Source organism: Maribacter caenipelagi, assembly GCF_004364175.1.
Lineage (GTDB): Bacteria > Bacteroidota > Bacteroidia > Flavobacteriales > Flavobacteriaceae > Maribacter > Maribacter caenipelagi.
The window spans coordinates 454,212-476,687 of record NZ_SNZW01000015.1; the positions used below are offsets into that span (position 1 = coordinate 454,212).

General features: G+C 35.6%; 22 protein-coding genes. 13 read left to right on the forward strand and 9 right to left on the reverse strand.

Annotated elements, in window-relative coordinates:
* The 4 genes from DFQ03_RS12485 to DFQ03_RS12500 all read left to right on the forward strand — a co-directional run bounded on the left by DFQ03_RS12485 (position 1) and on the right by DFQ03_RS12500 (position 4,392).
* Positions 1–1,404, forward strand: coding sequence for a hypothetical protein (locus DFQ03_RS12485; RefSeq protein ID WP_133673505.1), 1,404 nt, complete (start codon positions 1–3; stop codon positions 1,402–1,404).
* Positions 1,405–1,567: 163 nt separating this feature from the next.
* Entirely contained in the window at positions 1,568–2,203 is a 636-nt protein-coding gene (locus DFQ03_RS12490; RefSeq protein ID WP_133673506.1) for an MOSC domain-containing protein, read from the forward strand.
* Between the two features lie 17 nt (positions 2,204–2,220).
* The gene (locus tag DFQ03_RS12495; RefSeq protein WP_133673507.1) at positions 2,221–4,014 is read left to right on the forward strand and encodes a DUF885 domain-containing protein; all 1,794 of its coding nucleotides are present in this window, start codon (positions 2,221–2,223) and stop codon (positions 4,012–4,014) included.
* An 18-nt stretch (positions 4,015–4,032) separates the two neighbouring features.
* Positions 4,033–4,392 (forward strand): DoxX family protein, encoded by a 360-nt coding sequence (locus DFQ03_RS12500; protein ID WP_133673508.1) that lies wholly within the window; start codon positions 4,033–4,035, stop codon positions 4,390–4,392.
* 53 nt (positions 4,393–4,445) lie between these two features.
* On the opposite strand, the gene DFQ03_RS12505 is transcribed toward DFQ03_RS12500, so the two are convergent.
* Complete coding sequence (locus DFQ03_RS12505; protein WP_133673509.1) at positions 4,446–5,030, reverse strand: hypothetical protein; 585 nt, start codon at positions 5,028–5,030, stop codon at positions 4,446–4,448.
* Positions 5,031–5,245: 215 nt separating this feature from the next.
* Here DFQ03_RS12505 and DFQ03_RS12510 point away from each other — a divergent pair, with 215 nt between their 5' ends.
* On the forward strand, positions 5,246–6,118 hold the full coding sequence (locus DFQ03_RS12510) for an AraC family transcriptional regulator (RefSeq protein ID WP_133673510.1): 873 nt from the start codon (positions 5,246–5,248) through the stop codon (positions 6,116–6,118).
* A 159-nt stretch (positions 6,119–6,277) separates the two neighbouring features.
* The gene (locus DFQ03_RS12515; protein WP_133673511.1) at positions 6,278–6,556 is read left to right on the forward strand and encodes a TIGR03643 family protein; all 279 of its coding nucleotides are present in this window, start codon (positions 6,278–6,280) and stop codon (positions 6,554–6,556) included.
* Here the strand turns inward: DFQ03_RS12515 and DFQ03_RS12520 are convergent, their stop codons facing one another.
* Complete coding sequence (locus DFQ03_RS12520; RefSeq protein ID WP_133673512.1) at positions 6,557–7,330, reverse strand: S1/P1 nuclease; 774 nt, start codon at positions 7,328–7,330, stop codon at positions 6,557–6,559.
* Positions 7,331–7,418: 88 nt separating this feature from the next.
* Here DFQ03_RS12520 and DFQ03_RS12525 point away from each other — a divergent pair, with 88 nt between their 5' ends.
* From DFQ03_RS12525 to DFQ03_RS12555, 7 genes are all read left to right on the forward strand, one after another.
* The gene (locus DFQ03_RS12525; RefSeq protein ID WP_133673513.1) at positions 7,419–9,677 is read left to right on the forward strand and encodes a transglycosylase domain-containing protein; all 2,259 of its coding nucleotides are present in this window, start codon (positions 7,419–7,421) and stop codon (positions 9,675–9,677) included.
* 86 nt (positions 9,678–9,763) lie between these two features.
* On the forward strand, positions 9,764–10,615 hold the full coding sequence (locus DFQ03_RS12530) for an SPFH domain-containing protein (protein ID WP_133673514.1): 852 nt from the start codon (positions 9,764–9,766) through the stop codon (positions 10,613–10,615).
* A 32-nt stretch (positions 10,616–10,647) separates the two neighbouring features.
* Entirely contained in the window at positions 10,648–10,815 is a 168-nt protein-coding gene (locus DFQ03_RS12535; protein ID WP_073245861.1) for an Arc family DNA-binding protein, read from the forward strand.
* A gap of 62 nt (positions 10,816–10,877) precedes the next feature.
* A complete protein-coding gene (locus DFQ03_RS12540) occupies positions 10,878–13,076 on the forward strand; it encodes a DUF5916 domain-containing protein (protein ID WP_133673515.1) in 2,199 nt (732 codons plus the stop codon).
* Position 13,077: 1 nt separating this feature from the next.
* Positions 13,078–13,881: a Cof-type HAD-IIB family hydrolase gene (locus DFQ03_RS12545; protein ID WP_133673516.1), complete on the forward strand. Its 804-nt coding sequence runs from the start codon at positions 13,078–13,080 to the stop codon at positions 13,879–13,881.
* A gap of 34 nt (positions 13,882–13,915) precedes the next feature.
* Complete coding sequence (locus DFQ03_RS12550) at positions 13,916–15,190, forward strand: DUF819 family protein (RefSeq protein WP_133673517.1); 1,275 nt, start codon at positions 13,916–13,918, stop codon at positions 15,188–15,190.
* An 81-nt stretch (positions 15,191–15,271) separates the two neighbouring features.
* Positions 15,272–15,967, forward strand: coding sequence for a DUF4369 domain-containing protein (locus tag DFQ03_RS12555; RefSeq protein WP_133673518.1), 696 nt, complete (start codon positions 15,272–15,274; stop codon positions 15,965–15,967).
* 79 nt (positions 15,968–16,046) lie between these two features.
* Here the strand turns inward: DFQ03_RS12555 and DFQ03_RS12560 are convergent, their stop codons facing one another.
* The 7 genes from DFQ03_RS12560 to DFQ03_RS18840 all read right to left on the reverse strand — a co-directional run.
* A complete protein-coding gene (locus DFQ03_RS12560; RefSeq protein WP_133673519.1) occupies positions 16,047–16,316 on the reverse strand; it encodes a hypothetical protein in 270 nt (89 codons plus the stop codon).
* Between the two features lie 58 nt (positions 16,317–16,374).
* On the reverse strand, positions 16,375–17,337 hold the full coding sequence (locus tag DFQ03_RS12565; RefSeq protein WP_133673540.1) for a type I phosphomannose isomerase catalytic subunit: 963 nt from the start codon (positions 17,335–17,337) through the stop codon (positions 16,375–16,377).
* 81 nt (positions 17,338–17,418) lie between these two features.
* Positions 17,419–17,826, reverse strand: coding sequence for a 6-pyruvoyl trahydropterin synthase family protein (locus DFQ03_RS12570; protein ID WP_133673520.1), 408 nt, complete (start codon positions 17,824–17,826; stop codon positions 17,419–17,421).
* Positions 17,826–18,356 (reverse strand): isopentenyl-diphosphate Delta-isomerase, encoded by a 531-nt coding sequence (gene idi / locus DFQ03_RS12575; protein WP_133673521.1) that lies wholly within the window; start codon positions 18,354–18,356, stop codon positions 17,826–17,828. Before idi ends, DFQ03_RS12570 begins: the two co-directional genes overlap by 1 nt.
* A 60-nt stretch (positions 18,357–18,416) precedes the next feature.
* Positions 18,417–19,370, reverse strand: coding sequence for a PorP/SprF family type IX secretion system membrane protein (locus DFQ03_RS12580; protein WP_133673522.1), 954 nt, complete (start codon positions 19,368–19,370; stop codon positions 18,417–18,419).
* 5 nt (positions 19,371–19,375) lie between these two features.
* Positions 19,376–21,397 (reverse strand): T9SS type B sorting domain-containing protein, encoded by a 2,022-nt coding sequence (locus DFQ03_RS12585; protein WP_394346269.1) that lies wholly within the window; start codon positions 21,395–21,397, stop codon positions 19,376–19,378.
* Between the two features lie 32 nt (positions 21,398–21,429).
* The coding region (locus DFQ03_RS18840; protein ID WP_166637470.1) for a hypothetical protein at positions 21,430–22,476 on the reverse strand (1,047 nt) is incomplete at its 5' end.

Below are 22,476 nucleotides of genomic sequence, written 5' to 3' on the forward strand. Positions count from 1 at the left end.
ATGGAATACGATTCGCCGAAGTTTAAAAAATGGTTAGATAAGTTACAACAAGAAAGTTGGCAGTTAGAATTGATTATTTCGGGGTTCGCTATTTATGCGTTATTTGCCTCCTATGAGTTCATAGAATTAAAAAGTGCAACAAGTGCAGTAACAGGAATACTAGAATTAGGTGCGCTTTGGGCTATTGCCCTAATTTGTTGTCAAATATTTATTTTCAATCTACTATTCCATGTCTTACTTAGAGGTTTATGGATTGGAGCTATAGGTCTTAGATATGTTTCCGGTGATATAGATTATTCAAATCTAAATTATTCCGAAAAATTCAGTTCTTATTTAAAGAAAAAAGTTGGTTCATTTGACCAATATATTGCTAATCTAGAAACATATTGTAGTATCATTTTTGCAATATCATTTTTAATGATATTTTATGTAATTGGTTTTTTTGGTGTAATGTTTTCGTTAGTTGTTTTAGACGAATCATTGCGATTATTAACATTTATTCCAAAAGAAATCATGGAAATAATTGCGGTAATACTCACATGTATATTTCTAATCTCCGCATTAATTATTTTTATTGATTTTTTAAGTCAGGGGTTTTTAAAAAGGAAAAAATGGACTTCAAAAATTTATTTTCCTATTTATTGGATATTCAGTAAACTGACCCTATCTTTTCTATACCGCCCTTTAACTTATAATTTTTTAGATAATAAATTAGGAAAACGTATAAGTTATATTCTATTACCAATATATATTCTTATTGTTTTTATTGCATCAATAGAGTATAAAAGCTCCAATTATTTAAGTTTAAAAAATGATTCTTCAGAATTTCAAATATTTAGAGCTCACTATGATAATCTTTCAACTGAAAAAGATATGTTTATAGATATAGCATCAATCCCGTCAAAAATAATTAACACCAAATATCTTCCGCTTTTTCTTTTATATAATAGAGATATAGAAGACTTTTTATTCGATAAAAACAAATCACTTAAACCCAAGATTGATAAAAGAGGGTTTCAATCGTCTATAACAATTAACTTTAATGCTGGAGAAATTAATTCTTACAGTATTAAAGATTCAATTAATCTAAAAGATTATCTCGAGACAATTAATTCAACTTATATTATCGAAATTGATTCTAACAAATATCCAAGTGATTTTATAATTAGCTCGAATGCCAAAGAAAGGCTGGGTTTTGAAACTTACTTAAATATCAAAAACTTGAATGAAGGTAAACATATGTTAGTCATAAAAGGTCCTGGCAAAAAGGATGAATATGATCGGGAATCTAAAACCATTGAGAAAATTTTAGTAACCATTCCCTTCTGGTACTTTCCAGAAAACAGAGAACCATCAAATGCACAGAATATTAACATATCAAAAGACACTTTGACAACCAATTAATACAAATACTCTAATTACTATATTTAGAAATTAGCAAATATGAAGTATAAAAACCTATAGTTAATCATTTACACAAGCTGTTTTCAACCAATTTAATAATAGTTTGGTCAACTTTAGATAAACCTTTTATTATAAATACTAGTGCTTTTTTTATCTTCACCACATGAAGGTGATTTCAACAAACATAGGAGACGCAGTAACTTTTGAATGGAACGGTGCCACAGAGCAAACCGGCATCTACAAATACCCTACTTCTATAAGTTTATTTCTGGCTAAAAATGACGTTAAAAATGATACTGTAATCGACCGTGTTCACCATGGTGGCACCAACAAAGCATGCTATCTTTTCTCTGCTGACTATTATGATCACTGGAAGAATCTTTACCCAAATTTAGAATGGGATTGGGGCATGTTCGGTGAAAACCTAACTGTAGAAGGTCTTGATGAGTCTAAAATACGTGTAGGCGATATTTATAAACTGGGTAAAGCGCTCGTTCAAATCTCTCAACCACGTGAACCTTGTTATAAACTGGGCATCCGTTTTGGAACCCAAAAAATACTTAAAGAATTTATTGCCCATAATCACCCAGGTACCTACGTAAAAATACTAGAAGAAGGTCTTGTAGCTGCCGGTGATGAAATGTTACTAGTCGAGCAATCTGAAAATACATTTACCTCTCAACAATTTTATGAATTGATGTTCGCAAAAGAAAAATCTAAAGATTTGCTTGAACTGTTCATGACAAACGAAGCTGTACCACAATACAAAAAGGACAGATTCATGAAATACCTATCATAATTATAACACTCAATTCAATGAAAAAACTAATCATACTACTTGCCCTAACTACTGGGCTAGATACTCAAGCTCAACTAACGACGAATGCAGAAGTTTCAACGAACCCAACTATTCACAATATTGGTTTCATGACCCTATTGGCGCATTATTATGATGACGGATTAAAATTGAATCCGTTAGCAGCTACTTTTCAAGGTAACGTTAAATATAACGACACCTTACCAAATTTTCTTTCTGACAGTTACAAGAAAGAAGTGGTCAACTACTACCAAAACTATTTAGAAAAAGCAGAGAAATTTGACAATGCACAACTTTCAGAAAGTGAGCTCATGTCTAAAGCTATTTTAAAATGGGAATGTGAAGTAAATTTAGAGGGACTAGCTTTTGAACAGTATACGCCAATAGATCAAATGTGGTCGATGAATTTAATGATGGGGCAATTAGCTGGCGGCACAAGTGCACAACCTTTTAAAACTACTGATGATTATATGAATTGGAGTAAGCGTTTAGAAGATTATGAAGTTTGGTTACATTCTGCGAAATCTAAAATGCAAGCAGGTATAAAGACTAAAAATGTTTTACCTAAATCGCTTATCCAAAAAGTATTACCTCAATTGGCTAGTGTTGCTAATACCGAACTTGCAGACAATCTGTTCTATTCTCCTATTAAAAACTTCCCTGCAAATTTTTCAGACTCCGATAAATTAAGGTTGACCAAAGTTTATACAGATGTCATCAACTATAAAATAATTCCGGCATATAAAGAACTACATGATTTTATGGCTACCGAATATTTAAATGCAGGTAGAGCATCTAGCGGAATTCAAGGCATACCAAATGGTGATGCCTACTACGCCCACCAAATCAAATTGTATACTACAACAAATATGACAGCTGCAGAAATACACGAAATAGGATTAAAAGAAGTGGCTAGAATTAGTGCTGAAATGGAAGCTGTAAAAAAACAGGTCGGTTTTAACGGTAATTTAAAAGAGTTCTTTACCGAAGTGCGCAATAAAAAAGAATTAATGCCATTTACCGAACCTCAGCAAGTAGTTGATAATTTTAACGCCATTCATAAAAAAATGATGCCTAAGGTAAATGCATTATTCAGTAAACAGCCAAAAACTCCTTTCGAGGTTAGACGAACAGAGGCTTTTAGAGAAGCATCTGCAAGTGCAGAATATAACCCTGGCTCTTTAGACGGTACCAGACCTGGTATTTTTTATGTTCCTATACCAGATGTAACTTCATACAACACATATTCTGATGAAGATTTATTTTTACATGAGGCAATACCTGGTCACCATTTTCAAATTTCACTTACCCAAGAAAATGAAAAGTTACCTGAATTCAGAAAATCGTTATGGTACAGTGCGTATGGAGAGGGTTGGGCATTATATACCGAATCTCTAGGTAAAGAACTAGGTCTATATACAGATCCATACCAGTATTTTGGTATGTTGGGTGCCGAAATGCATCGTGCCGTGCGTTTGGTCGTAGACACTGGTTTGCATTCAAAAGGATGGTCTAGAGAGAAAGCTATTCAGTACTCTTTAGACAATGAAGCAGAATCTGAAGCTAGTATTACTGCAGAAATTGAAAGATATATGGCAAACCCAGGTCAGGCATTATCATACAAAATTGGTCAGTTAAAAATAATGGAACTTCGTGCTAAAGCTAAAGCGAACCTAGGTGACGATTTTGATATTAAAGTTTTTCACGAAAAAGTACTTGAACTTGGTTGTGTGCCATTAGCGCTTCTTGAAGAACAAATCATGAATTGGATCAACACGAACACAAAAGCTTAACTACATAAAAAAATACCTATGACAAATACTTGGCATTTATACCTAATGGGTGCAATTTACATACTTGCAGGCATTATGCATTTTATCAAACCTAAAGTATACTTACGAATTATGCCAAGATATTTACCTTTTCATAAAACGCTAGTTTTATTAAGTGGACTGGCAGAAATTGCGTTGGGTATCGGGTTGTTTTTTGAACCCACAAGAGCTATAGCCGTTTATGGTATTATTGCTATGCTCGCGGTATTCTTATTGGTACACTTTTACATGTTGTCTAGCGAAAAAGCAAGTGCAGGTTTCCCGAAATGGTTGTTATTATTGAGATTACCTATACAATTTGCTTTGATGTATTGGGCTTTTATGTACTTGAAAGTATAGAAAATAAAAAAGGGGACGCTCCCGTCCCCTTCTTAAAATCAACTTAAATCAACTTAATTAACAACAAACTCTTCAGTATATGTTTTACCTGCAGACTTCACGGTTACCGTGTAAGTACCTGGGAAAGCATCTGTGAAATTGAATGCTTTCTCAACAATCATTTCATCTGCTACTTCTTGTGTAAATACTGTTCTACTTTCTGTATCGTAAATCTTGATAGATAAATCTGATTTATCTAAATTTAAATAGTTCATGTAGATCATATTATCGGCCTTTCTAAAGAAAGGCTTGATATCTTCATCAGATTCTACGATTTTCACATTATCGTTAGCTAAAACGATAGTATATGAATATGCTGTCATATTATCATCGGCAGATAAGAAGTAAACTCCATCCGTCAAATCTTTAAGGTTTAATTTCTTGCTAAACTGACCTTCGGTCATTTTTTCTGAATAAATAACATTTAAATCAGAATCCATTAACTTAACCTGTACACCGTTAATAGATGCATCCATAGTTAAAACCACACTCTTGGCTTTACCTGCAGATAATAGGTTTAATTTTGGCTCTCTTGCCATGCCTGCTACTGTAGCTAACATAAAGGCAACAACTGTTGTGAATTTTACTAGGTTTTTCATAATATAAATTATTTAAGGGTTAATGATAATTTACACTACAAACATACAGCGGTTATAAAGCGCTCACTACATCATATTTTCCCTATTTATGTGCTATTTTAACCACTTCACATAACAATTCTTACCCTTTGGTTAAAATTCCACATATTTTAGTTAATTTTGCAAAGAACATACAAAACAGGATGTTTAATTTTATAGTATAAACCCAAAATAACATGGTAAAGCAAAAACCTACATTTGAAGCTATAAAGCCAGATTTCGGTCATTCTTTTACGTATCAGAAGTTTGATGAACATCGTCTGAATAAAAATAATCTTTGGCATTACCACCCAGAACTTGAGTTGGTATATGTAAACGGTGGATCTGGTAAAAGACAAATTGGTAGCCATGTATCATATTACACCAACGGTGACCTTATATTAATAGGTAGCAATCTACCTCATTGCGGGTTTACCGACGCCCTTACCGGTAATACCAGCGAAACGGTTGTTCAAATGAAGTTAGATTTCTTGGGACCAGATTTTTTTAACCTTCCTGAAATGAAGAAAATAGCGAGCTTGTTCAATAGCGCTAGTGGCGGAATTGCCTTTTCTGGTAAGACCAAAAGAAAAATAGGAGACAAAATGGAGGTTTTAGAATATCAGACCGATTTTCAAAGACTACTTTCCATTCTTAATATATTGAATGAATTAGGAAATTCAGAAGATATGCGATTATTGAATGCAGAAGGCTTTTCTTTTACTACCGATGTGAAAGATAATGACCGTATTAATATTGTATTCAATCATGTTAAAAATAATTTTAGAGAAGAACTGACGCTAGAAGAGATATCTTCTATGGTGAGTATGACCATACCATCTTTCTGTAGGTACTTTAAAAAGATTACCAATAAAACGTACATACAGTTCGTTAACGAATATCGTTTAGTTCATGCCTCTAAACTTTTGGCAGAAAAACCAATGAGTATTACAGAGGTTTGCTTTGAATGCGGATTCAATAACTTCTCTCACTTCAATAAATCGTTCAAAGCATTTACCGGTCAAAATCCATCTGATTATAGAAATGAATTAAAAAATATTTTGGTGTAAGCAGTATACCTTATATATAGTTTCGAAATTTTAAAGCTTCCGGATGTTTATTCTTTAACCCTCTTGAAGCTTTCTTTTATCGCTCTATTTGTTTTGAGTTATAAAAAAACGGATACGTGTTCTTCACTATTTATTATCATGTATTATCTTTATACCGCTATGATTAAAGAATTTACAGAAAGAGAATTAGACCGTATTATTGAAATGGCATGGGAAGACCGAACGCCATTTGAAGCCATTACTTTTCAATTTGGTATTAGCGAACAAGAGACTATCGAAGTCATGCGTCGCGAAATGAAACCAAGTAGTTTTAGAATGTGGCGTAAACGTGTTCAAGGTCGCGCCACAAAACATGCTAAATTGAGATCCGATGAAATGGACCGATTTAGATGTTCTAGACAACGAAATATTACTGGTAATAAAATATCTAAACGATAATTATTTGAATGCCTCGTTCAATACTGCAGCAAGGCGTACTCCACCTTTTTGTAGTTGATTGGCAGCAGTATCCCACCAGTCATAACTGTATCGGTAACTTAGTTTTTCGCCAGGTTCTACCGATGCATAAATTTTTTCTGCCAATAAATGAGATTCTTCTACCCAGTCAAGCAAACTACCGCTTTGTAGAAATTTAATTTGCGCTTTAGACATTTCAGGGTATTCGGTAGCTAGTTCTGTAAAACTCATTCCGTTTTCATTGATCATATTAGAATCCCAAACCCTGTGTAAGTTGGTTCCGTTACCAAACCATTGTAATTGTATATCATTACCTCCTTTATCTTCTGCTCTGCCCACATGCATAGGCTGGTGCAAATCTCCAATTAAATGAACCAAAAACTTTAAATAGAAGGCTTTATCTTCTTTACTGCTGTTTTCGTCTTTTATAATTTCTAAACATGTATTTACCCCTTGTACCAAATCGCCATATTCATTCTTCTCTATTTCTGCGTAGGTTTTTCCAAAAGGAATATTCACGTAATGCCAAGCACTGAATTTGCGGTAAGCCCGATCAGATTTTATTTCATCTCCAAAATTGGCAACGGCAGCCAAACTCTCCCCCTCCAATATATCTTCAATAGCACGTTTTGCCTTTTTACTTAAATGCTGTTCCGCAACTTCACCAACTACCCTATGTCCGGTTTTTGACCAATACATATCATTTGCAAAAGTGAAATTCGATACCAAAAAAAGTAAAATAATATAATTTTTCATCACTAAAATTTTGCCCAAAAATAGTACATCAAATTTTAAGGCATTGTTAAAACTTGGTAAGATTAAATTTATATCTGAACTTGCAGGTATGAAGAAGAAGACGAGAAAATCATCTAAACGAAAATTAAGTATCCGCAAAATAATCGGCTTAGGTATTCTGGGTCTTTTTGCCCTGTTCATTCTATTCATTGTTAGTGTTAATATTGGTTTGTGGGGAAAAATTCCTTCTAAAAAAGAACTTTCAAATTTTCAATATCAAATGGCATCTGAGGTTTTTACCGCAGATAGTGTATTGATTGGTAAATATTATTTGTACGATAGACAACCTGTTACCTTTCAAGATTTTCCAGAACATTTGATACATGCATTAGTTGCCATTGAAGATGAGCGTTTTTATGAGCACTCTGGTGTCGACATCAGAAGTTTGGTTAGAGTAGGTTTTAAAACCGTACTATTAGGCGATAATTCTTCTGGTGGCGGCAGTACCCTTACCCAACAGTTGGCTAAAAACCTGTATCCAAGAAAAGAGCGAAACAAAACCAATATAGTAGTAGATAAGGTGAAAGAAATGATCATCGCCAAAAGGCTTGAAAAGATTTTTACTAAAGATGAAATTCTAACTAACTATTTAAATACGGTTTCCTTTGGCGATAATACTTTTGGTATTGAAAGTGCCGCGCTAAAATTTTTCAATTCCAGAACTAAAGATATAACTGCTACCCAAGCCGCTACTTTAGTGGGTATGCTAAAAGCTACTTATGGCTACAACCCTAGAATATTTCCCGACAAAAGTTTGGGCAGACGTAATCTTGTGCTTCGTGCTATGTATAATAACGATTTTATAACAGAAGAACAGGTGGCGCAGTATTCTCAAGAAGGTCTTAATCTAGACTATAAAGAATTCGATTACAATGCGGGAATAGCACCCTACTTCAGAGAAGAGGTTCGTAAAGAAATGACACGTTGGATTGCCGAGCAAAATGATGATACGGATTATAACATCTATACATCAGGATTAAAAATTTACACTACCCTAAACTATAAAATGCAAAAATTAGCTGAAGAAGCCATGGTAGTACACATGACCAAACTGCAAAATAGTTTTGAAAAAAGTTATGGATCGAATGCACCGTGGTTAACAGACAAAAAGTTGATAGAAAAAATAGCCAAGCGCACACCTACCTATAAAAGACTACAGAATTCGGGCTTATCGCATGCGCAAATTATAGATAGCTTATCTAAAGACAAACAAAAAAGAACTTTCAAATCGTGGCAAGCAGATGAAGAAACTACTGCGAGTACTATGGATAGTATTCAGCATTACACCAAATTCTTGAATACCGGTTCTCTGGCTGTAGACCCTACTAACGGAGATATTTTGGTATGGATCGGTGGCATTAATTTTGAGCAGTACAAGTATGACCATATCTCTCAAAGTAAACGTCAAGTAGGCTCTACATTCAAACCCATTGTTTACACAACTGCCGTAGAACAAGGTGTATCGCCATGCACCTATTTCTCTGCCGAAGAAATTGAATACGATAATCTAAAAGGCTGGTCTCCCTCAAATTCCGGCAATAAAGATGAAGCTTACCTCAACTATTCTATGGAGGAAGGCCTGAGCAATTCTATTAATACCATAGCTGTAAAAGTGTTGGAGCAAGCCGGCATTGACAATGTTTTAACTATGGCAAAAAGCATGGGTATTGAAGATAAATTACCCAATGAAGCTTCGATTGCTCTAGGTACGGGTGAAATTAAAATTATCGATTTAGCTCAAGCATATACCAGTTATGTAAATAATGGCAAGCATATTAAACCGAATTTGATTAAAAGCATCGCTAACCATAAAGACTCCGTTTTGACTGAATTTAAGTCCGAACTAAACGAAAAAGCCGCTTTTTCAAAAGAAACCAGTCAAATAATGATCGAAATGATGAAATCTACGGTCAATTCCGGAACGGCTGCGAGACTTCGAAATACTTACGGACTAAAAAATGACATTGCCGGTAAAACAGGTACTACCCAAAACAATAAGGATGCTTGGTTTGTAGCCCTGACCCCGAAATTGGTACATATTACTTGGGTGGGACTTGACCAACATGAAATCGGATTCAGTAATACAAGTATTGGGCAAGGTGCAAATGCCGCTCTACCCCTTTTCGGACTATGGATGCAAGAGTTGAACAAAGACAAAGATTTTAATACCCATACCAAAACTAATTTTCCAAAACCTTCTGCTTCTGTGCTAAAAGCATTGAATTGCGACCCCGTAAAACGTGACGGATTCTTTAAACGTCTTTTTAAAAATCCGAATAAAAAGAAGAACAAAAAGTTTAACGGATAATCGATTTTTTAAATAATTTTTGAGCAAATCATAATTTATATCAATTATTTTGATATATTTATGATATCATTTTAATATCATATATTATGAAAGTAGAGAAAATTCACAAAGCACAGAATGGTTATATAATGCTTTTTGTTGCCTTAGTACTGTTAGTTGGGGGTATTGCACTTCTTAGAATCTATGTTGGTGCCTTTATGATTTTTACCGCATTATTTATGTGTGCGGGTTTTGTACTGGTGAATCCGAATAGCTCAAGAGTTTTACTTCTATTTGGCAAGTATGTAGGTACAATTAAAGAGAATGGCTTGTTTTGGGCGAATCCTTTATATACCAAAAAGAGAATTTCATTAAGAGCTAGTAATTTTGATAGCGAACGATTAAAAGTTAACGACAAGCTAGGTAACCCTGTTATGATCAGTACCATACTTGTTTGGCGCGTTACAAACACCTACAAAGCCGCTTTCGATGTTGATGATTATCAAAACTTTGTTCGTGTACAGACCGATGCTGCCGTTCGTAAACTAGCAAGCATGTACCCATATGATAATTTTGCAGATGAAGGGCTAGACGAAGATATTACACTAAGATCCAGTGTCAATGAAGTAAGTGAAGCGCTTGAGAAAGAACTGCAAGAGCGCCTTTCTATGGCAGGTATAGAAGTATTGGAAGCGCGAATTGGGTATTTGGCATATGCACAAGAAATAGCAAATGCCATGCTACGAAGACAACAAGCGACAGCCATTGTCGCTGCAAGACATAAAATAGTCGAAGGTGCCGTAAGCATGGTTGAAATGGCTTTAGAAGAGTTGAGCAAAAAGAACTTGGTGGCTTTAGACGATGAGAGAAAATCTGCCATGGTCAGCAACCTAATGGTCGTTCTTTGTTCAGATAAAGATGTTTCACCTATTGTAAATACTGGCACCTTAAATCATTAGACTAGGGGTACAATTCATATTTTTGTTATTAAATGAGTAAGAAAAAACCTTTTGCACTACGTGTCAACGAAGAAATGCTACAGGCTATTGAAAAATGGGCTGCAGATGAGTTTCGTAGTACCAATGGGCAAATAGAGTGGATTTTGATGAAAGCCTTAAAAGAGGCAAAAAGAGAACCCAAATCAAATAAACCTAAATGAGTTTGGCATTTTTTTAACAAAACAAAATCTTAAATTTGGTCATCTACCAAACTAAGACCAAAATGACCAAATATTTAGGTACCCTCGTACTTATACTTTTTTGCTATTCTTTACAAGCGCAAATCTCAGACAAATCATTTGTAGTAAAAGAAACTAATGATAAAATAACCCCTGATGGAATTTTAGACGAGCTAAGTTGGAAAACTGCGGACAAGGCAAAGGAGTTTTGGCAATATTTCCCCTTAGATACGGTTCAGTCAAAAAAACAGACCGATATAAAGATGATGTATGACAGCGACAATCTTTATGTGGGTATTACGGTATATACTGCTGGTAAAGACTATTCAATTCAATCTTTAAAACGAGATTTTAGAGCTGGTAACAGCGATAATATAACCCTACTTTTCGATACGTTCAATGACGGTAACAATGCCTTTCTTTTTGGTATAAATCCTTATGGTGTTCGTCGTGAAGGTCTGGTTTCAGGTGGCGGACTTAATTTAAACGGTTTTACCATTTCATGGGATGTAAAGTGGCGTGGAGATTCTAAAATTTATGATGGCTACTACACTGCAGAAATGGTCATCCCCTTGACCGCGTTCAAATTTAAGGAAGGGGTAACCAAATGGCGTTTCAACAGTTACAGATTCGATACTCAATCTAACGAGAATAGTACTTGGATGAATATTCCGCAAAATCAGAATATATACGGACTCACCTTTATGGGTGATATGATTTTTGAAAAACCGCTCGGTAAATACAATACTCCCCTAACTATCATCCCTTATGTAAATATGGGCTCTCAAGAAGACTTTGAACTGAATGAGTCAAATACCAAAGTTAATGTAGGTGGCGATGCTAAAATAGCTATCGGTAATAGTATGAATTTAGATGTTACGGTAAACCCAGATTTCTCTCAAGTTGAAGTTGATAATCAGGTAACCAACCTAACACGTTTTGAAGTTTCACTACCTGAAAAGAGACAATTTTTTATTGATAATAGCGATTTATTCGGCAGTTTTGGTGGTGGTCGAGATGCTAATCCGTTTTTCTCTAGACGAATAGGTATTGCCAAAGATACTGCTGACAATTCCATCGAAAATAAAATAATTGGCGGCGTGCGTTTAAGCGGTAAAGTTACCAAGGGACTTAGATTAGGCTTTCTAAACTTACAGACGGCAGAAGATTTAGATGAAAACATAGCCTCGAATAATAATACCATGTTAGCCTTGCAACAAAATGTTTTCGGGCGATCTAATATTGGTATGTTCTTTATTAATAGACAAACTTTTGAAGATTATGAATTTCAAGATCCCGAAGACCGCTATAATAGGGTCGCAGGTATAGACTACAACCTTATTTCTGATAACAATGTTTGGAACGGTAAATTCTATTTGCATAAATCTTTTGCCCATAATACAGGAAAAGCAAATCTTTCATCGGGTGCATTCATGCAGTATAATTCAAGAAACTGGAACTTTTTTGAAGATATGGTTTATATAGGTGAAGATTTTAGGTCTGACCTTGGCTTTATTCGTAGAACAGATATTTTTAAATCGGCAACGATGATAGAGCGTGTTTTCTGGCCAGAAGATAGCGCCTTACAAAGTCATAGTTTTCAGTTCTTTCCTATTATGACGTGGAGTCCCGAAAACGATTTTCTTCATACAGATTATGATTTAAATGGTTCTTGGGAGTCGAAATTTAACGATCAATCAGAAATTAATGTGTCGTATACGCATACCTACACCTATCTTTTTGATGAGTTTGACCCAACCAATTTAGATGATGCTATACCCCTACCCAATGAAGTAGGCTATCATTATAACTTTGTTTCTTTAGAATATCAATCTGATAGTAGAAAAAGGTTTGCCTATTCTATAGAACCTACCATAGGAAGCTTTTTTAATGGTGACAGGTTCTCACTTGAGGCAGAGCTGTTCTTAAGGTTTCAGCCAAAGGTATTTTTGTCGCTAGCAATGAACTATGATAAAATATCGCTACCAGAACCTTACTCTAGCACCGATATATGGCTTATTAGTCCTAAAATAGATGTTACCTTTAGTAAATCTATTTTTTGGTCAACGCTGGTACAGTATAGTAATCAAAGAGACAATTTAGGTTTCAATTCTAGACTACAATGGCGTTTTGCTCCTTTGTCTGATTTATTCATTGTTTATAACGATAATTACTTTGTCAACTCTTTCGAACCAAAATATCGATCCATCAATCTTAAACTTACCTACTGGTTAAATATCTAATATGAAGTATAAAATTTTGTGTTCAGATTTAGACGGCACCTTACTTTCTACAAAAAGTGATGTTTCTACAAATGCTATCGAGCAAATACGTAAAATAAAAAATGATACCAGAATCATACTTGTCTCTGCAAGAATGCCCAGCGGTATGCGGTATATACAAGAAGACCTAGGTATTACAGACCAGCCAATAATTTGTTATAATGGGGCGTTGGTTTTATCAGGCAACAAAGAACTTAATTCGGTTTTTATTCCAACAACTATTTTAAAAACAATTTATGAGTTGTGTGCTGAACTAGAAGTAGATTTAGGATTATATTATAATAATGAATGGTATGCGCCAAAAACCTCTTTACGTGTAGAGAAAGAGACTAAATACACGAAATCTATACCTACTTTCCAAGATACCCAAAGCACATTAGATGATTGGGAACAACGAAATGTAGGCGCACACAAAATTATGCTGATGTGTACCAAGAGCAGCGCCGATACATTGATGCCAATTCTTCAAGAAAAACTCGGTGAAGCTCTTAATCTATACCGTTCTAATGATACGCTTATCGAAATTGCCCCAAAATCGGTTTCAAAACTTTCGGCGATAAAACTACTAATGGCAGAACATGACTCTTTAGCAGATATCATTGCCTTTGGCGATAATTATAATGATATTGAAATGCTTGAAAATGTTGGCTATGGTGTAGCCGTTGCTAATGCAAGAGACGAAGTAAAAGCAATTTCAAAATTCATTACATTAGAAAATACAGCAGACGGTGTAGCCCATTATATAGCCAATAACTTGGTTTATTAACTATATTTGAAACTAGCAACGTACCAAACTATTTATGCCATATCTTTTTGCACAACCTTTAATTACAAATGACACCGTAGTCTTTGGGCTATTGGCTCTTTGTTTAGGTTTCATCTTTTACACATCAAGTTTAAAAACCGGTTTTTGGAGTAAATTCTACTCCATCGTACCAGCAGTGCTTATGTGTTATCTGTTACCAGCGATATTAACCAGTACAGGTATCGTTTCTGATGAGATTTCAAATTTATATTTTATGGCAAGTAGGTATTTACTACCTGCAGCGCTTGTTCTTATGACGTTAAGCATTGATATAAAGGCAATTTCCAATTTAGGGTCTAAAGCAATTATTATGTTTTTGACCGGTAGCGCCGGTATTATTATTGGCGGACCGATTGCTATTCTTATCGTTTCTATATTTTCTCCCGACACTGTTGGCGGTAATGATTTTGATGCTATTTGGAGGGGGTTATCTACTATCGCAGGTAGTTGGATCGGTGGCGGTGCCAACCAAGCTGCCATGTTAGAAATTTTTCAATACAATCCTGAAAAATATGGCGGAATGGTATTGATCGATATCGTTGTTGCCAATGTATGGATGGCAATTGTTCTTTTAGGTGTTGGTAAAACCAAACAGATTGATAAATGGTTAAAGGCGGATACTTCTGCTATTGAAACTTTAAAAATAAAAGTGACGGAGTTTACCGAGAAAATCACTCGTGTACCTACCTTAAATGATTATATGATCACGCTATCGTTAGCCTTTTCTGCAGTTGGTATAGCGCATTTTTTCGGAGATCATATCAGTTCGTTTCTTACCACTACATTTGATTCAGTAAATGACCAAAAAAGTTTTCTTTCGTTCTTAGGCTCTGCTTTCTTTTGGATGGTGGTTATCGCCACCGGCTTAGGAATAGCGCTTTCATTTACTAAAGCAAAAAATTACGAAGGTGCAGGCGCCAGTAAAATTGGCGGAATGTTCATTTATATTTTAGTAGCAACTATTGGTATGAAAATGGATTTAAATAAAGTACTTGAAAACCCAGGATTGATTGCTGTTGGCTTCATTTGGATTGCCATTCATGCCGGATTAATGATATTGGTTGCAAAACTCATTAAGGCTCCCTATTTCTTTTTAGCAGTAGGTAGTCAGGCGAATGTTGGTGGTGCCGCTTCCGCTCCTGTGGTTGCCGCAGAGTTTCACCCGTCATTGACATCTGTCGGGGTACTATTAGCTGTTTTAGGCTATGTTGTAGGTACCGGTGGCGCCTTACTTTGTGCTTATTTGATGGAGGTCGCCTCAACCCTATAGACATTCATATTTACTAACAAAATAAAAGTTGGCGTCCTTTATTATCAAATTTTATAGATATTTGCCCCCTAAATAAAAAGAATGAAGAAAATATTATTTGTTATTGTTGCAATACTGGCATTAGGTTCATGTGGCGACAACCCAAAAGAAACTATGATTGTGAACGGTAAAATAAAAGGGCTTAAAAAAGGCACGCTGTATTTACAACACGTACCTGATTCTGTTCTTGTTACTGTTGATTCGGTTGCTATAAACGGAGATGGTAATTTCTCTTTTACTACAAAATTAATGAGTCCAGAGATTTTTTACCTATACCTAGATAAAAAAGATAATAACGATATTAATGACCGTATTACTTTTTTTGCCGAACCAGGGACTATTACTATCAATAGCGATTGGAATACGTTTGATACTACTGCAAAAATTACAGGCTCTGAATCTAATGAAAAACTTAAAGAATATAAGCAGACCATGAGCGGTATCAACAAAAGAAATGTTGAGATTATGATGAATGCCGCCCAACCAAATGGCGAATTAAGCAAACTTAGTATAGATTCATTAGCGAATATCAGCAATAGAAATACTCAAAGAGGTTATGCGTTCGCGATCAACTTTGCGCTAAATAACAAATCGTCGTTTATAGCGCCATACATCGCATTAAAGGAAATACCTGATGCCAATGTCAAATACTTAGATTCTATTTACCAAGTGCTAACACCAGAGGTAGCTGAATCGAAATATGGTAAAGAATTGGCTGAACTTTTGAAAAAGAATTAAATAGAACAAATCAACTTATTACAAATAAAAAAGCATCCTAATAATTTAGGATGCTTTTTTATTTTAAGGAAGAGGTAAACTATACCAACTTGTTAAGGTCATCGACCAATTTAGTTGCTTTAGTTTCCAAATCTTTTCTTACTTCTTTGAAATGTGCTTTCTTGTTCTCAACATCATTTTGGTTGATTTTAGCAACCAACTCATCAAAAGATGAAATTGCCTCATCTATAATTGCAGAACCTTCTTTTGAATGCGTAGTACCATTAGTAGCCTCAACTATATAAACACCTTCTATAATGTCACCAAGAACATTATTAATATCTTTCTTTAAATTTTTAATACTTGCCATCTCTAATTATTTTTTTGCAAAAATACAATTTTTGAACTGCCATACAGTTAATTAGACCTTAAATAGTAACTTCTAATAGTTTAGCACCGGAAGATTGTAAAGAAATCTTCTGTGTTGAAGCTGGTAATAACGCTGTTTCTCCACTTTTTATTGAAACTTCGCCTACAGCAGTACTGATCTTAGCCTCACCACCAACACACATAAATATGGTAAAAGAATCTCTTTGTGTAGTGTCCAAATCTAAATTTTCGGTCAACTCAATGAAGTTGGTTTTGAAATACGGACAATCTACCATCGTATTTACTTCATTCTTAGCCTTATCATAAGAAACTATGAAATCATCTTTCTTCTCATAATCTACAGCATCAAGCGCTAGGTCTGTATGTAATTCACGAAGGTTACCTTCTTTGTCTTTTCTATTGAAATCGAAAACGCGATACGTTACATCAGATGTTTGCTGAATTTCTGCCAACATTACCCCTGCCCCAATTGCATGTATTTTACCTGTATTAATGAAGAAAGTATCTCCTTCTTTAACTTGCTCATAATTAAGAAGATCAAGCAAGGTATCATTATCAATACTTTCAGCGTATTCTTCTTTGGTAACATCTTTGTTAAAGCCAACAATTAATTCTGCTTTAGGATCTGCATCCATAATATACCACATCTCAGTCTTACCAAATGAATCATGTCGCTCTTTCGCCAAGGCATCATTTGGGTGCAATTGAATGGACAAATCTTGTTTAGCGTCAATAAACTTTATAAGGATAGGAAATTCTTTTCCGAAGCGCTCTACAACACTTTTTCCCAAAAGCTCTTCTGCATTCGAGTCTATAAGGTCTTGAAGTGACTTACCTTCTAAGCTACCATTGGCAACAACAGAAATATCACCTTTAACCGTAGACAACTCCCAACTTTCGCCAGTAATATCACTTTCTATAGGTTTGCCAAAAACTTCTTTAAGCTTTGTACCGCCCCAAAGTCTTTCTTTTAAAATTGGTCTAAATTTCAGAGGATGGATCATTGTATATCTTATTTGTTGGTCAATTAAATTAGACTAATAACGTATAATAAGGATTTTTCTTACATTTTAATGCTTGAATTATCCAGAGAACGTCACAAAATTTCTTGGCGTTTCATATAGCACCACTTCTAAATCGTGTGATTTTTGAATATGAGGTCTCAACTTTTGCCAAATGATTACCGAAATATTTTCTGCTGTTGGGTTTAAAGTTTTAAACTCTGCTACTTCAATATTTAAATTCTTATGGTCTAAATAGTCTTCAATCTCTACTTTGATCAGATCTTTTAAAACCTTCATATCCATAACAAAACCAGTTTCAGCATCTATCTCTCCTGTGACACTTACAACTAACTCATAATTGTGTCCGTGGAAATTTGGATTGTTACACTTACCGAAAATTTCGGTGTTTTTACTGTCGTCCCAATCTTTTCTATATAAACGGTGAGCGGCATTAAAATGTGCTTTTCTACTTACTTTTACTTTCATTATTTCGCTGGCATTTTAAATAGATGTTCGTAAAACTTATCAAAGATAATCTTAAACCAAGCCGTGTATTCCTTCGGATTATTAGAAATATCTTCTTTTATAGCTTCAGGAGACATCCATTTCCACGCCTCTACTTCATCTAGATTTATGTTTGGTTCTGCATTAAAACTACCTATCATTACATGATCTAGTTCATGTTCGGTTAAACCATTATCGAAAGGAGCTTTATAAATGAAGGAAAATAATTCTTTTAATTCTGCCTGAAACCCCATTTCTTCTTGAAGTCTACGTTTACCAGCCTCAGTATTAGTCTCACCTACACGTTGATGACTACAACATGTATTCGTCCATAATAACGGAGAATGATATTTAGATGCCGCTCGTTGTTGCAGCATAATCTCACCGTTGTCATTTGTAATAAATACTGAAAATGCTCTATGTAAAACTGCCTTTTCATGGGCTTCCATTTTGGCCATAGTGCCTATTTGCTCGTTATTTTCGTTTACGAGAATTACCTGTTCTTCCTTCATTACGTAAAAATAAGGCGTTTTAGGTATTATACGTAATGATGAATATATAAAAAGAAAAATCTAGAAGAAACGAGGGGATTTTAGGTTGTTCTTGGTCATAATGAAATCGTATCTGAATATTATTTCGAATGATCCATCATTGAAAGCTGTATTGCCAAGGTCTGTAGTTTCCTTATCATACGCTAAACCAATCAAAAATTTATTAGACACATTGAAACCTGCCATACCACTAAATGCAGCATCCCATCTGTAGGCTGCTCCTAAAATAAACTTTTCGTTTAACATAAAATTTGCCGATAAATCTACTTGTAACGGTGCCCCTTGCACCACCTTAGTCAGTAATGCCGGTTTAAATTTTACAGACTCATTCAGATCCCAAACATAACCAGTTATCAAATAAAGGTTCATTTGTTCTTTAGCCGTAGAAAGGTTGGTTTCTTGAAAATGCGATGTTTCTAAAAAACGAGGTACAGACAAACCCGCATAGAATCTTTGGGTATGATAATATACTCCAGCCCCAATATTAGGAGAAAGTCTATTATCGATATCTTGTTGTAAGGTTGGATCAGTTGTATACTGGTTTAATTCTGAGAACCTAACATCCAATAAGTTAGCACTTGCTTTTAATCCAAAACTTAACCTACCTTCAGTTGAAGTATAAACAGTATAAGAAAAATCAATATCGAAATTAGTTTCTGAAGTTGGTCCTATCTCATCATTAACTATCGACAAGCCTAAGCCTACACCTCTATATCCAATAGGTGAATGCACATTAATAGTTTGCGTAGTTGGCGCACCATCTAAACCTACCCATTGAGAACGATGCAAAGCACCTATGCTAATATGCCCTCTAGAACCCGCGTATGCAGGGTTTACACTTATGGTGTTATACATGTACTGCGTATACTGGGCATCTTGCTGCCCATAAGAAAATACTCCAAAACAAACTACCACTACTGCGACAGCTCGTTTTAGAAAATTCTTTTTAAGTATGGTTATATATGTTTTCAACATTCTTATTATCTATTTATATATATGTAACCAGACAGGGTTTCTGTTTCTCCGTTCGGTAATTCATAATCTAGAATATAGAAATATGTACCTACTGGTAATTTACTGTCCATGTCAACGGTTACCCTACCTTCAGATGTTCCATCAAAGACATTGCCTTCGGTATCATATGCTTTTGTCATATACACCGCTACACCCCATCTGTTATAGATTTTCATTGTATTGTTAGGGTAATTCTGTAAGCCGTCTATTCTTAGAACATCATGAATGCCATCGCCGTTAGGTGTAATAACGTTGAAAACTTCTATTTCTTCTTCTAGCTGACCTAAATCTGAATCTAAATAGTTTGGTATACCATCGTCGTCAGAATCATCATCAACGTAATCTCCATTAAGGTTGACGTCTTCATCACGAGTTTCTATACCATCATCGTCATCATCGGTATCCCTGTAATCAGATTCCTCATCACTATCGGTGTTTGGAAGTTGAGCGTAAGGATCATCAATTTCATCATTGACGTCAATATCAACTGATATTGCACCTTCATAGCCATCATCCAATCCGTCATTATCTTTATCAGAACCGATCATAACAACATCTGCAATACCATCATGATCAAAGTCATGAGCTTCAATAGCATCTAGTACATTGTCGTTATCACTATCCTCATCTAAATAATCAGGCAGGTTATCTCCGTCAGTATCAACAGGGAACAATCCAGTTAAACCATTAGCTTCATACGCATCATCTAACCCGTTGGTATTTGCGTCGATCCCTGAAGGCGGAATGTAATCTGCCGTAGCCTGAGCTTCAACATTATCTGGTATACCATCGCCGTCAGCATCGATATCCAAATAATCTGGGAAGCCGTCACCATCAGAATCTGTTGGGTCGGTAGACGGGTCATTATCGCCATCTAAGTTCAAATCTTCAAAACTATCAACGATGCCATCATCATCACTATCCATATCAACACCTAACGGATTAATAAGAATTGTTATGGTCGATGTGCTACAATTACCTACTGTATCACACACCGTATAATCAAAAGTATCTGTTCCTAAATAATTATTATTCGGGAAGTATGTTGGAATATCATCGGATGGATCATTTGGTGTACCATTATCATCAACAGTAACCGAGCCATTGGTTGGTTGCGTTACGCTAAACGTACCATCTGTAGGTAAATCGTTATCATTTAATTGCCATGTATCTATTGCTGTGATTGCATTGATATCTAGTGCAATAGAATCATCATTAGTATCTAAAATTGGTAATACTTCTATAGTTACGTTTGCCGTACTACAATCTCCGTAGGCATTACAAATCGTATAATCGAAAGTATCTGTACCGTTAAAATCTACATCTGGAGTATAGGTTACGATATCATCCATCGGATTGTTTGGTGTACCACCATCATCAATTGTTACCGAGCCATTTGCCGGGTCAGTTGTTGTTAAGGCTCCGACATCTGGTAAATCGGCATCATTTCCATAAATGTCTATAATTACCGGTACTTCTTCGTCTGTTGTTACCAGATCATCTTCTAAATCTGCAGCTTCAGGCAAACACACCACCGTGAAATTTGGCAGACTAAACGTGTTACCCGCTTTGTTCACCAGGGCGGTATATCTTACGACAGCATCGGTAGCAATTACCATGGGACTTAATTGATCCCCTGTTAATGGCGGACTCCAACTTACCGATGCTGTACTTGGTACATTAGAAGTAATATCCATAGTTACTTCATTATCTGGATTATTACAATCTGTTACAATAAAATAACCTGTTGCATTAGAACCACATAAGGTACCATCGTAGGTTGCAAAGTAAATACCTGGTTGGGTTACTTCATAAAAAGAATCGGTACCGAGTACGGTTGCCGTGTCTGAAGCTTCATACCAACGAAAGTTATTTTGATCACTATCCGTAGGTGCCTGTAGTAAGAACTGGGCATTGGATACCAATACGCCCAGTATCGTGGTAACGATACTGAGAAATATGGTTTTGTATATATGAGTTTTTTTCAAATCGATTTGGGATCTATTCTTCAATTAGCTTTTTATTGAGCTACAAAAACAACATTTATCAATGTATTATAGTCTGTTGGTGTCGCTATTACATCATACGTCATAACACCAACAGCATCAACACTTACATTAGCAAAAACCGCAGGATCAAAATACGTGACATAATAATACAATTCAGTATTTGCATATGTTGGTATAGCAGCAGGTGCTCCTGCGCTTACTACGGCTGGTGTACCATATTGAGCTAGATACTCTGCATGTAAATCAATTGTTCTACCTGTACCTGTTGTTGCCACATCAACTTCTATAGAAGGCGGATAGAAAATATCAGGTCTTGTATTGGCAATTAAATATGGATCAGCTGATGTACCTGTACCACTTACACTAATATCTGTGTCTGGCGCAGCTTCTAAAATAGTTTCAGCACCGTTTGCACTAGGAATAGTTACACTATTTCCTTCCGATATACTCAATTGATTTCCTGAAAGACTTAATGTTTGGTCGTCGGTATCCAATGAACTTATATTAATCGTCTGGTCCGTATTTCCACCTTCCGATATAGTCAATACAGCTCCATCAAAAGCCAATCCTGTAATAGTTTCGTTACCGATAACCTTATCTAGATCCAATGCCTCGCTTGCCGTGATAGCATCCGACAACTCCGTGTCGGTCGCCAAACTTGGATCGGCACTGAACTCCGTACCTACAAGGTTCAATCCTGTACCAGCGGTATACTGCGTATCGGTATCCAACGCCCCTAAATTCACCGTTTCGTTTGCAGCGCCATCTTGTGTAAGCGTTAATATAGAAGTTCCGCCATCGAAAGTCAATCCAGTCACCGATTCGTTACCGATAACCTTATCAAGATCCAATGCCTCGCTTGCCGTGATAGCATCCGACAACTCCGTGTCGGTCGCCAAACTTGGATCGGCACTGAACTCCGTACCTACAAGGTTCAATCCTGTACCAGCGGTATACTGCGTATCGGTATCCAATGAACTTATATTAATCGTCTGGTCCGTATTTCCACCTTCCGATATAGTCAATACAGCTCCATCAAAAGCCAATCCTGTAATAGT

What these genes read in the sequence shown, in the direction of transcription:
- DFQ03_RS12510 (WP_133673510.1), top strand. Translation starts at nt 5,246, where the DNA reads ATGGTAAAGCAAAAACCTACATTTGAAGCTATAAAGCCAGATTTCGGT.
- DFQ03_RS12540 (WP_133673515.1), top strand. Translation starts at nt 10,878, where the DNA reads ATGACCAAATATTTAGGTACCCTCGTACTTATACTTTTTTGCTATTCT.
- DFQ03_RS12505 (WP_133673509.1), bottom strand. Translation starts at nt 5,030, where the DNA reads ATGAAAAACCTAGTAAAATTCACAACAGTTGTTGCCTTTATGTTAGCT.
- DFQ03_RS12570 (WP_133673520.1), bottom strand. Translation starts at nt 17,826, where the DNA reads ATGAAAGTAAAAGTAAGTAGAAAAGCACATTTTAATGCCGCTCACCGT.
- DFQ03_RS12560 (WP_133673519.1), bottom strand. Translation starts at nt 16,316, where the DNA reads ATGGCAAGTATTAAAAATTTAAAGAAAGATATTAATAATGTTCTTGGT.
- DFQ03_RS12580 (WP_133673522.1), bottom strand. Translation starts at nt 19,370, where the DNA reads ATGTTGAAAACATATATAACCATACTTAAAAAGAATTTTCTAAAACGA.
- DFQ03_RS12485 (WP_133673505.1), top strand. Translation starts at nt 1, where the DNA reads ATGGAATACGATTCGCCGAAGTTTAAAAAATGGTTAGATAAGTTACAA.
- DFQ03_RS12525 (WP_133673513.1), top strand. Translation starts at nt 7,419, where the DNA reads ATGAAGAAGAAGACGAGAAAATCATCTAAACGAAAATTAAGTATCCGC.
- idi (WP_133673521.1), bottom strand. Translation starts at nt 18,356, where the DNA reads ATGAAGGAAGAACAGGTAATTCTCGTAAACGAAAATAACGAGCAAATA.
- DFQ03_RS12515 (WP_133673511.1), top strand. Translation starts at nt 6,278, where the DNA reads ATGATTAAAGAATTTACAGAAAGAGAATTAGACCGTATTATTGAAATG.
- DFQ03_RS12530 (WP_133673514.1), top strand. Translation starts at nt 9,764, where the DNA reads ATGAAAGTAGAGAAAATTCACAAAGCACAGAATGGTTATATAATGCTT.
- DFQ03_RS12500 (WP_133673508.1), top strand. Translation starts at nt 4,033, where the DNA reads ATGACAAATACTTGGCATTTATACCTAATGGGTGCAATTTACATACTT.
- DFQ03_RS12555 (WP_133673518.1), top strand. Translation starts at nt 15,272, where the DNA reads ATGAAGAAAATATTATTTGTTATTGTTGCAATACTGGCATTAGGTTCA.
- DFQ03_RS12495 (WP_133673507.1), top strand. Translation starts at nt 2,221, where the DNA reads ATGAAAAAACTAATCATACTACTTGCCCTAACTACTGGGCTAGATACT.
- DFQ03_RS12490 (WP_133673506.1), top strand. Translation starts at nt 1,568, where the DNA reads ATGAAGGTGATTTCAACAAACATAGGAGACGCAGTAACTTTTGAATGG.
- DFQ03_RS12545 (WP_133673516.1), top strand. Translation starts at nt 13,078, where the DNA reads ATGAAGTATAAAATTTTGTGTTCAGATTTAGACGGCACCTTACTTTCT.
- DFQ03_RS12520 (WP_133673512.1), bottom strand. Translation starts at nt 7,330, where the DNA reads ATGAAAAATTATATTATTTTACTTTTTTTGGTATCGAATTTCACTTTT.
- DFQ03_RS12550 (WP_133673517.1), top strand. Translation starts at nt 13,916, where the DNA reads ATGCCATATCTTTTTGCACAACCTTTAATTACAAATGACACCGTAGTC.
- DFQ03_RS12535 (WP_073245861.1), top strand. Translation starts at nt 10,648, where the DNA reads ATGAGTAAGAAAAAACCTTTTGCACTACGTGTCAACGAAGAAATGCTA.